Annotated in this window: 4 protein-coding genes and 1 pseudogene; all 5 read left to right on the forward strand. The window is 37.8% G+C overall.

Features of this window, described 5'->3' with window-relative positions:
- Positions 1–60 precede the first annotated feature (60 nt).
- Entirely contained in the window at positions 61–6,351 is a 6,291-nt protein-coding gene (locus Q1V85_RS16365; protein ID WP_300601570.1) for an FG-GAP-like repeat-containing protein, read from the forward strand.
- Between the two features lie 4 nt (positions 6,352–6,355).
- Complete coding sequence (locus tag Q1V85_RS16370; protein WP_300601571.1) at positions 6,356–6,997, forward strand: hypothetical protein; 642 nt, start codon at positions 6,356–6,358, stop codon at positions 6,995–6,997.
- A 336-nt stretch (positions 6,998–7,333) separates the two neighbouring features.
- A complete protein-coding gene (locus Q1V85_RS16375) occupies positions 7,334–7,993 on the forward strand; it encodes a hypothetical protein (RefSeq protein WP_300601572.1) in 660 nt (219 codons plus the stop codon).
- Between the two features lie 82 nt (positions 7,994–8,075).
- Positions 8,076–8,519: a hypothetical protein gene (locus Q1V85_RS16380; RefSeq protein ID WP_300601578.1), complete on the forward strand. Its 444-nt coding sequence runs from the start codon at positions 8,076–8,078 to the stop codon at positions 8,517–8,519.
- Positions 8,429–8,823, forward strand: a pseudogene (locus Q1V85_RS16385) (IS982 family transposase); the annotation flags it as partial. The gene Q1V85_RS16380 and the pseudogene Q1V85_RS16385, both read left to right, overlap by 91 nt.

An 8,823-nucleotide genomic window follows, 5' to 3' on the forward strand; every position in this document is an offset into this window, starting at 1 on the left:
TAAATGGTATTTATAGCTTTGAGGAGGAAATGATAGTATTACCATTTTAATTAGTTGCATATGAGCTTGCTAATGTTTCAACGAATTTCTTGGATTAAGATAAGTTGGGTTCTCTTAATCTTGTTGTTTAACACTTCAGCTAAAGTAAAAGGGCAAACGCCGATAGATTTATCACGTCCGGTTAATATGACTGAAGGAGTGGCGGGTAGTAATGGTACAGGCGGGTCTTTATATACAATATCAGTTGAGCTGCCGGATGGAGTTAAAGGTGTGCAGCCAGAAGTTTCACTGAGTTACAGTTCTCAGGGTGGTGGTAATGGTTTTAGTGGCTATGGTTGGACCCTTGGATCGCTATCTATGATCACTAGGTCAGGAAAAGATGTATTTCATGACGGGATCGCTACGCCTATTGATTTTACTGGGGATAATGACGTATTCTCTCTTGATGGACAGCGATTGATGTTGATTAGTGGAAATAATAGTGTAGCGGGCGCTGTTTATGGTACCGAACAGGAAACGTTTACAAAAATTGAGGCAATTGGCGGTAATGGCAATTCTCCTGAATATTTTAAGGTTACCACCAAGAATGGGTTGACTTTAGAATATGGCACTGACAATAGTAAAATGATGACAAATGATGGAACACAAGTGATTTTTTGGGCGTTACGGCGTGTAAAAGATGCAAGTGGGAACTATATGCTTTATAATTACTCATTTGATAACGCAAATCGCTATTTTAATTTAAGTAGTATTACATATACAGGAAACGCAACGACTAGCACTGCCCCAACTTATCAGGTGTTATTTACTTACGCAACCAAGACGGATTGGCAGAGTTCACCGGCATATATTTCTGGATCAACAGTATATTCTGCTCAATTGTTGGACAAAATTGATGTGAAAAAATCTGATGGAACGCAAATAAGGCGCTATAACTGTGCCTATCAATATCGACAAAAGAAATACTTTTTAACGAGTGTAACAGAATCTGGCGCGAATGGTACAGCAATAAATCCCGTAACTTTTTCGTATGGCAAGAATCCTTCTGTGCCAGATTTAACATTGACTGCAAATTATTCAAATTCAACATTTACTAATATAAATAATGTTGGTGATTTTGATGGCGATGGACAGCAGGATATTATGACATTTGGGTATAGTGCATATACCCGAAATGATAATGAAACATTTTTTAAACAGTATGCACTTCGCTCTTATAATGCAGGTTCGGTGGAACAACAATATTATTACCATATAGATACGGACATCCCCAATAGTGATGTTAAAGTCATTGGAAAGGAGCCAGCCCAGAATCCATATGCCGTTATGGATTTCGATGGAGATGGGAAAGACGATGTACTTCTGGCAAAGTTTAATAAAAATAGTTACAATCTAACAGGGATAAATATTAATTATTCCCGAGTTCGATATAGCGGTTACCGCGAGGTTACGTATAAGAAAATGGAGTACAATACGCTCCCGTCTTCTACATCTGGCCAGCATTCACTATGGAAACAGGGAGGCAGCTTTTTTACTTCAGGCGATTTTGACGGTGATGGCCATACTGATTATATTTTAATCCTTGGTGTCAATGCTAGCTCCTTTAAAGCATTTCTATCTACACCCTCTAAGAATATATTTAACATGGAAGTCGCAAATTTTGGGACTGGTGTAAATGGAGCAAGCGGAGCATTTTCTGCAAATGTCATAGCTGAGTCGAAAAATATAGTGCCCATAAATTTCAATGGTGATTCCAAAACTGAATTGTTAGTCGTTAGAGATGAAGCAAGTTACATTTTAAGTGTGTATCCTGTTTCTAATATGCCTGGCTACAATTTTGCAAGCTCTGTGTTATATACTACAGCGGATATAAAAACAAACTATAAAATTTACCCTGGCGATTTTAATGGTGATGGAAATACGGACCTTCTAGTTCGTCCTCCTGGTCGCTATGATCAGTGGAAAATATTTACGAGTACCGGGAACGCATTCAATAGCGTTAATTTTAATTTTAGTCAGCTAGTGACTTTACATAATGATGGTACCACCTATTCTAACTTTCTTTCAGTTGGTGACTATGATGGCGATGGCAAGACGGACATATGGCATTCTGGTGATATTAACAGTTCGACATGCCGACACTGGATTTACTATTCAAACGGAACATCTTTTGCGATTGAAAACTTTGATACTTCTCCTACTCTGAATACAGAGTTTGCTGCTCCGTCTGGTGATTTCAATGGAGATGGAAAACTTGACTTTTTAAAAGTAAACACCGAGAGTTCATCAACTTTTTATGGAAAATATCTTTTTCTAAGGCCCTTGAAGGAACAAAACCTATTAGTGGGTATTAGCAATCTTGGCCATTTAACAAACTTTGATTACGGGTTGTTAAATAATAAAGATAATAGTGGCGTATATAAGCGCACTCAAGGCGATTATAGCGCATCGGATCTAAGCTCGCCTTCGCCCTATTTCCCAGAGTATAGCGTTTCTGCGACGCCAATGTATTTGTTATCAAATATTAAGCGTCCGAATGGAATTGCATTTCAGTCAAATGAGTATTATGCATATGAGGACATGATTGTTCATAGTTCAGGACGGGGTTTTTTGGGATTCTTGAAAATAGAATCTCGTAATGATATGGGAGCTCTTTCCTGGAAATGGGATACAATTAATTTGAATTACTCTACTCTTATCCCTTGGGTAACTCAAAAGCACCTAAATGCTGGGGGATTGTTTACACGTACTAGGTATCAAATTGGTTTTAATGTTGTTTCATCAAGCTCCACCAGTAATCGAAGATTTTTTATGAAACAAGACCGGACTTTTACTCATGACTGGCTAACTACTGAGGGTACCGAAGTATTAAATACATATGATAATTATGGAAATGTTATTCAAAGTATCGTAAATAAAGGAGCGACTGATGATTTTAATATTACATCATTGTTAGAGAAAGATACCGTTACGACAGTTTATGGAACATTTGCGGGTGGACCATTTCCCGGTTTCCCAACTTCTGTTACTAAAACGAAAATTCGGACAGGGAAGCCTCTCGTTAGCAAAATAACAAATTATACATACACCGCTCAGGGGCTGCCGCAAACTGTTACGGAACATGCGGGTACGGCAATTGAAACAGTAGTTACGAATACATATAACAATTTTGGTTTACCAACGCAAACGTCAACTAGTGCCCCAGGCGTGACGACGCCTGTTATTTCTTATGTTTATGATCCGACCGGTAGATACGTTTTAGAAAAGAATCGTACCGGAGGGGGCGTTATAAAGAAAGAGACTGCGACATTTGATGATCGTTGGGGTGTTCCGCTTACTAATACCACGCCTGATGGACTAACAACTACGTATCAATACAATGAATTTGGTGAATTAATTAGAACTAATTACCCAGATGGAACTGCTGCTACTATTACTAAAAGTTGGGAGACTACGACGCCATATGCTCGTTATAGTACATTGACCCAAAGATTAGACGGTAGTAGTCCTGTGAAATCTTATTTTGATATTTTAGATCGTGAGATAAAAAAGGAGAAACGTGGATTTAACAATAATTGGCTAACATCAACAAAATCGTATAATTATTTAGGACAACTTGATAGTGAAACGCTTCCTTTTTATTCCAATGAACCAATTCATTATATATATTATTTCTATGATGCTTACGGTCGTTTAGACTACTCGAATAGTAAAACGGGCAATATAATTATGGCCTATTCAACAACTGGTGGGTCGACACTAACCGTTCAGACCACTAACAGTCTTGGGCAATGGACCAGTAAAACGAGCGATGCAAGTGGCAAAATTATTTCTGCCAGCGACAATGGTGTAAATACATCGTTTACCTATGATAGTTGGGGGAACCAATTGACGGTTTCAAGTAGTGGACAAACTTTCGTAACATATGGATATGATAGCTATGGTAGAAAAATTTCGGTGAGCGATATCAATGCCGGTTCAATATCTTATGAGTATAACAGTATTGGACAGCTTACCAAACAAACGGATGCTAACAATAATGTGGAAACAATTGCGTATGATGTTTTTGGAAGATTGTTAAGTAAGACTGGTGTGCAAGGAACGACAACCTATGAATATTTCTACGATGCTGTAACCGGAAAAAGTAGCGATAAAATTACTCAAGAAGTGGGCTTTGGTGGGGACGTTCACTCCTATCGATATGATGGTTTTCAGAGATTGTCAAGTGAAAGTATGACTGCTGCCGGTAACACTATGACAAAGTTATATGATTATGATACTAGAGGTAACCTTAAGTCAATCATATATCCGGCAGGCTTTTCAATCCGAAATGTATATGATGATAATGACATTGTTACCCAAGTGAATTATTTAGAGGGTTCGAGCACTCGCAATTTGTTCACTGCCACACAAATGAATAGCCGTGGAACATATACCGGCTATAATACAGGAAACGGAAAATCCAGCTCAGTAACCTGGGACTATGATCGAGAGTTACCAAAAAGATATTACACTTCAGGAATACAAGATCTAAATCTGGATTATGAAGCATTCACTATGAATTTGTGGCGACGTAGAGACGGAATTAGAAATATAACTGAGAACTTCACTTATGATGTTCACGACAGGCTAACCAGCGCTCAGGTAAATGGTGTTCAACAATTTGGAATTCTTTATGATGGTAACGCACAAGGGAAAATATTGCAAAAAACAGATATTGGAAATTACAACTATAACACGGCTAAGCCTCAAGCAATTGCTAGTTTAAGTTCGGGAAGTAGCGGAGCAAATCCTAGCGTATTATTTGGAACACAGTTGCATTCTATTACATATACTTCCTTTTTAAAACCTGCGACAATTACAGAGAGTGGGTATCAGTTGTCTTATTCATATGGCTCTGATGAACAACGAATTACTAGTACTTTGAAGCTGAATGGTTCGACTGTTGAAACTAAAAGTTATTGGGGAGAAATTGAAGGCCTGACCAAGGGTAGCAACACTTATGAAATTTACTATATTCAGGCAGGCAATGGGTTGAATAATATCATAGTTAAGAAAGATGGAGTTATTAGTATTTATTATGTTTATACGGATCAATTAGGGAGTATAGTCGCTGTAACTAATGAATCTGGATCGGTAGTTGCAGAGCAAAATTTTGATGCTTGGGGTAGAAAGCGAAATCCAGTTAATTGGGGTTATTCTAGCGTACCTGCTGTTCCTGATTGGTTATACAGGGGCTTTACCGGGCATGAACACATTACGGCATTCAATCTCATAAATATGAATGCCCGATTGTATGATCCAATGACGGGTATGATGATTTCTCCAGACAATTTTAATCAGAATCCATTTTCGCCGGCAGGCTATAATGGGTATTTATATGCGAATGGCAATCCTTTAAAATATATTGATAAAGATGGAAATTTTGCTTTTGTTGTTGTTCTAATTCCGATAGTTAAGGCTATAGTAATTGGGGCCGCAATTGGTGCAGCGACGTACACAGTGGGAGTTGCATTCAGCAACGGAGGTTTTCAGAATTGGAATTGGGGTCAATTTGGAAAAGCCGCCGGCTTCGGTGCAATTAGCGGGCTGGTGACGTATGGCATAGGAAGTGTGTTTGGAACGGTTGGGAGTATGGGAATTATGGGGGAATTAGGGCGAGCTGCAGCCCATGGGTTGGCTCAGGGTGGAATTTCGGAATTGTCTGGAGGTAACTTTATGACAGGACTGGCGACGGGTGCCTTTAGCTCCTTAGCAGGGTCTGCATTTATGATGTATGGCGGAAAGTTTGCAAACAGTGACATTGGCATGTATGCATTTTCTGCCGCCGCAGGAGGTGCAACAGCTGAATTAACTGGTGGAAATTTCTGGGAAGGTGCAGCATCTGGTTTAATTATCGCGGGATTGAATCATGGTCTAAATAGTTTCTCCGACAAATTAGCTGAGGCTGCAGAAAAATACAAAAATGACCCAAGTTTGTATAAAAAAAGATGGGATGTAAACTCTGCTCCGAAGGGCGCTCAAAAGTGTAACTATTTTTTGAATGACTTATCTGAAGAAATTGGTATACCTTTAGATAGAAGTTATTCAGCGGGCGAATGGGCTGATCCAAATGTTGATATTCCTGGGTGGAGCAAAGCATTCGACGGAAAGCCATCCAGGGGAACTTCGGCTGGTTTTAAATATAGTTATGAAAGCGGAGCGACTGGCCACGTAGGAGTTATTACAGATCCTAAGACTAGATATTTAATTTATAATGGACTTCATGAAATTAGAGGAACAAGTATCAACAATTACTCTGGTTGGAAATCACTCAACTGGCGATACCGAATTCCTGTTGGAAAAAAATAGAATTATGAAGGCAATATTTACTTTTATTTTATTTTCAGGTATATTTTTGCAACCAGTACAAAGTCAAAAAAGTAAATTTCCTGACATTATTAAGGGAATGGAATTAAGAATTGATCAATCATTATCTTCTTTGGGTGGATGGGAAGATTTGATAAATATACCAGATATTCTTTTTCTGGAATTTACTCAGAATAAATCCCTTCATAGAGTGTTTCAACATCCTAAATTATATCAGAATGATATATTGAATTATATAAAGAATCCCAAAAAAAAATGGGAATATAAATATTATGTTTTAGGTCTGCTTCAGGGTTTATGCATTGAGGATTATTTAGTGATATTTCCAATTGTTTATAAAGTTGTCGATAATGCGATTAAAAAGAATTCTATTAAGAAAAATGAAGATTTTCTTCCATGGAAGGGATACCCATATATTGACATGTTATATTTACTCGTAGACCAGGATAATTTAAGTAGAGAAGTCAAACTAAATTTTAAAAATCCGCAGGTAAAAAAATACCTAATACAGATTCAAAAAGATCATACAATTCCAGCAGAAATTAGAAATCATTGTAATTTCATATTAACTGGACATGCTGCTTTGGTCAAGGATAAGGAAAGATCACCACTTTTTACGTGTAAATAGATAAGGATAATAGCTTGAGACTTATTAACTAAATTGTAGTCTCCCCTTTTCTAATAATTTCAATCTGCGATTAAAAAATACGTATCAATGCGTATTTTTTTTTAGGATTTCTTGATATAGATTTGAATATTGAAAAATGGCAATTCCAATGCCTATTTACTATCCTGCAATTAGATTAAACAATACGAATAATGACCAATTTTCTGCCATATTTTAATAGTGCGTAGCCTAATAGGTTCGGTGTTTTGCTAGGTTTATAGAAGCTGAAGAAACTGACTTAAGAATAGAATTTTTGTTCTTTAAAAGATCAATTCTTTGTGTACATAAAATCACTGTATGAGAAAACTGCTTTTTTTAACTTTTACGTTGATTTCGTCATATTGCTTAATGGGTCAGGTAAGTGTAATAGACTACAACTATGATAACGCAGGTAATCGCTCTAGTAGGCAAGGTGGTTCTTCAACATCTGTAGGGCAATGGGCATATACTGGAAACATCAGGTGTGCTGTAAATGCTAATTTGATAAACACAGGAAATATAGAAAAAGAAGAAAGGGATAATAATCCAAATAGTAGTACCTATAATCAAACAAGATGGATAATTAGCGGCTACAGTGCTGCTACTTGTCCTTTGCCACCTAATTGGGTGAATACTGGGAACTATCGATGCGAATCAGACGGTAATAATGGAAATACAGGTTATGAGGAAATAGAACAAAGAGATGACAATCCCGGAAGTGTTACTTACAATCAATTAAGGTGGATTTTGGGGGATTATAATAAAGATGCGTGCCCATTACCTTGTCCTAATAATAATTGTGCATCACTTGGTCCAGAATATAGATGTATAAATGGAGATTGTGAGGAAGGGATCAGGGTTTGTATTAGTTCAAACTATTATCCAGGTATTGGGTACATTAATGTTTTCCATTACGAATGGAGTGATGGGACTATTTCTGAAGAATATGAAAGGGAAGAATGTTGCCCGTGTAATTAACCCAAGTTGCTAGTTATAAAAGAATAAAAAGAGAAAGCATGTTATAATAATTTTGGATTACCACATCTAAAAAATTATAGCCATGCTTTCAGACAGTAAAATTATAGCTCTTTATTGTATTGTAGATGATATTTTAAAGTCGTTGCAGCATAGCGAGGATTTGCGAGTAAGAGTAAGCGATGCAGAAATTATCACCACGGCATTTGTATCAGCCTTGTATTTTGGAGGCCATCAGGACAACGCCCGCCATTTTATGAAGTTGAAAGGATATGTGCCTGATATGCTGGACAAATCCAGGTATTGCCGCAGATTGCACCGCTTGTCAGAGCTATTGCTATTCATGTTCGCAGCAATGGGCAAGCAACTCAAAGACATGGCAGGAGCAGCCGATTACCGGCTGGATTCCTTCCCGTTGCAGTATGCGATAATATCCGCATTAACCGGTCAAAAGTATTACAGGGCGAGGTATTCCGGGGTAAACATGCCGCCATGCGCAGGTATTTTTATGGTGTGCGTGTTCAGGTAATGACACTGGATGGCATTCCGGTAGAGTTCTGTATGGTACCGGGTAGCGAGCATGACAGTCAAAGTTTAGGTAAATTACCTTTCGATGTGGCTCCGGAAAGCAGTATTTATATGGACGCGGGCTATACAGACTATTTGAGTGAAGATGATTTATTTGAGGCAGCGCTCATTCATGCAAAAGTCTGTCGCAGAAGCAATAGTAAAAGAAAAGATGAGCCACACGTTGCATTTTTAAAACAACAGATGCGTAAGCAGATTGAAACAGATTTTAGTATGATTAAAGCAAAAATGCTTAGAAAAGTGCA

Source organism: Niabella sp., from assembly GCF_030150205.1.
In the GTDB taxonomy this organism is placed as follows: domain Bacteria; phylum Bacteroidota; class Bacteroidia; order Chitinophagales; family Chitinophagaceae; genus Niabella.